The organism is Mycobacterium sp. (assembly GCF_050701675.1).
GTDB lineage: Bacteria > Actinomycetota > Actinomycetes > Mycobacteriales > Mycobacteriaceae > Mycobacterium.
Window position 1 is genome coordinate 1 of sequence record NZ_JBOGDD010000852.1, and the last position, 2,472, is coordinate 2,472.

Below are 2,472 nucleotides of genomic sequence, written 5' to 3' on the forward strand. Positions count from 1 at the left end.
GCGTTCGAGGGCATCGAGGTCCGCCAGACCGATGGAGAATCCGTGCGTGAAACCATCGGCGGGATCACCGATGTCCTGGCCGACGAAGGCGAATGCGACCGGTTCCGCTCGTGCCAGTGCGGCAACCGCCGCAAGGGCTCGGGTCTTGGCCTGCTCGTCGACATCGGGTTTGAAGCTGATCCGCTGTGCGCTGATGATCATCGAAATATCCTTTCGCGAGTGCAAAATGAGTACTGCTCCAACGTTAGTACACGCCGTGTAGTTTCGCATCGGTGAATCAATTCGTCGCGGGTAAGCTGTCCAGGTGCCGGCCGACGAGACCAGACCAAGGACACGACGTGAGCGTCTACGCGTCGAGACCACGAATGAGATCAAATCGATTGCGCTGCAGCAGTTGACGATGCACGGCGCCGGCGGCATCTCGCTGCGTGGGATCGCCGGCGAAATGGGTATGACGGCACGAGCCATCTATACCTACTTCCCCACCCGCGACGATCTGATCACCGCCCTGATCGACGACATCAACACCGCGTTGGCGGACACCCTGGACGAACCGCGTGACAACCGCAGGCGCAATTCGGGATCCCGCCTCGTGGCGTGGGGAGTAGCTTTGCGCGAGTGGGCGCTCACCCATCCGGCCGAGTTTCGGCTCATCTACGGAGACCCGATCCCCGGCTATCTACCACCCGCCGACGGGCCGGGGGCCCGGGCGGCCCAACGGATCTGCGGTGCCCTCAATCGCCTCGTCGCAGAAGAGGTGTCACCCGTCCACCCCGCACTGTACGCGGCCGCCAAGTGGTCGCAGTTCCCGCCCGACTACGTGGCCAAGGTACGCGCTGAGGTTCCTGATCTCTCTCCAGCGGTGGCGGCCCTCGCACTGCGGGTATGGGGACGCATCCACGGCCTGATCACCCTCGAGGTCTACGGGCACCTGCAGGCGGTGCACAACGATCCCGCAGCCATCCAGCGCGCGGACCTCTCCGATCTCGTCGAGGGTCTCCGGGCGCCCTGAAACTCGGATCTCCCGGTCACACCCGGGCGGCCACCGGAACCGGCAGGCCGAGGTGCCCGCGCAGCGTCGTGGACTCGTACTCCTTGCGGAAGATCCCGCGGCGCTGCAACTCCGGCACCAGGTGGTCGACGATGAGGTCGAGACCGACGGGGTAGAAGTCATGGTTCAGGTTGAACCCGTCCGCCGCTCCCTCGGTGTAGAACGTCTCGATCTCGTCGGCGACCTGCTCCGGTGTGCCCACCACGATGCGATGCCCGCCGGCGATGTTCCGCTCGAGCAGGCCGCGCACCGTCAGGTTGTCCGTACGGGCGGCCTCGACCACGGAGTTGGCGAAGCCGAAACTGTTGGGCTTCCAGGCCGGCGAGTTGATCAGGTCCCATGGCAGCTCCCGGTCCAACTGCAGGCTGTCCACCGGCAGTCCGAGCTGCCCTGCCAGCGAGGCCAGCGCGTCCGCGCTTTCCGAGTTCAGACTGGCCAGCAGGTCGAAGCGCTCCCGCGCCTCGGCCTCGGTGCTACCTAGGACCGGCCACAGACCGGGCAGGATGAGGACCTCGTCGGGGTTGCGGCCGTAGACGTCGCGCGCCCGGGACTTCACCTTTCTGGCGAATTCCTTGCCCTGGGCGAGGTTGTGTTCGGCGCAGAACACCGCGTCGGCGTACTTCGCGGCCAGATCGATGCCCTGTTCCGACGCACCGGCCTGCAGCACGACGGGGTGTCCCTGCGGCGAGCGCGGCACCTGGTACCAGGTCTTCACCCGCAAGTGCTCGCCGACGTAGTCGACCTCCCGAATCTTGGAGAGGTCGGTCAGCTCCCCGGTCTCCTTGTCACCGACGAGCGCGTCGGGGTCCCACGACTGCCACAACTCCTTGATCACCGAGATCGCCTCGTCCGCACGGCCGTAACGGGTGTCGTATTCGGGATGGGCGTCCAGCCCGAACTGCGCGCCGGCACGCGCCGATCGCGTGGTGACGACGTTGATGGCGGCCCGGCCGCCGGAGACCAGATCGAGAGAGGAGCCGAGGCGCGCGATGTGGTACGGGTGGCGGTAGGTCGATGACACCGTCGCCACCAGCCCGACGTGCGTCGTCGCGCGCGCGACCGCGGTCAACACGATGAACGGGTCGATCGCGTTCCACGGCTTGGTGAAGTCCTGCTGCCCGAAGCCGAGGGTCTCGGCCAGGAACACCGCATCGAGCAGGCCCCGCTCGGCGGTCCGGCCGAGGTTCTCCCACTCGCTGATGTCGATGAAGCCGAGCGGATCGTCGCGCAGGCGCCAACCGCCCGGCGCGCGCCCCAGCGCGTTGGCGTTGACGTTCAGATGCAGCTGGCGGGTCACTTGCAGTCTCCTGTTCGGGCCGTCAACCAACGCGAGCCGCGGCGCGACTCGTGTTGGGCGCGAGCGGCGGTAGGCCGTAATGGCCCCGCAGCGTGGTGGATTCGTACTCCTTGCGGAAGATTCC

Annotated in this window: 2 protein-coding genes and 1 pseudogene; 1 reads left to right on the forward strand and 2 read right to left on the reverse strand. The window is 66.7% G+C overall.

The window, feature by feature from the left end:
- Positions 1-201, reverse strand: a pseudogene (locus tag ACRDUX_RS26155) (Dabb family protein); the annotation flags it as partial.
- Between the two features lie 103 nt (positions 202-304).
- Between ACRDUX_RS26155 and ACRDUX_RS26160 the strand changes: the two are divergent.
- Positions 305-1,012, forward strand: a complete 708-nt coding sequence (locus ACRDUX_RS26160) for a TetR/AcrR family transcriptional regulator (RefSeq protein ID WP_526417990.1) — start codon at positions 305-307, stop codon at positions 1,010-1,012.
- 16 nt (positions 1,013-1,028) lie between these two features.
- Here ACRDUX_RS26160 and ACRDUX_RS26165 read toward each other — a convergent pair whose 3' ends face one another.
- Positions 1,029-2,348, reverse strand: coding sequence for an NtaA/DmoA family FMN-dependent monooxygenase (locus tag ACRDUX_RS26165; protein ID WP_526417992.1), 1,320 nt, complete (start codon positions 2,346-2,348; stop codon positions 1,029-1,031).
- Positions 2,349-2,472: the final 124 nt, after the last annotated feature.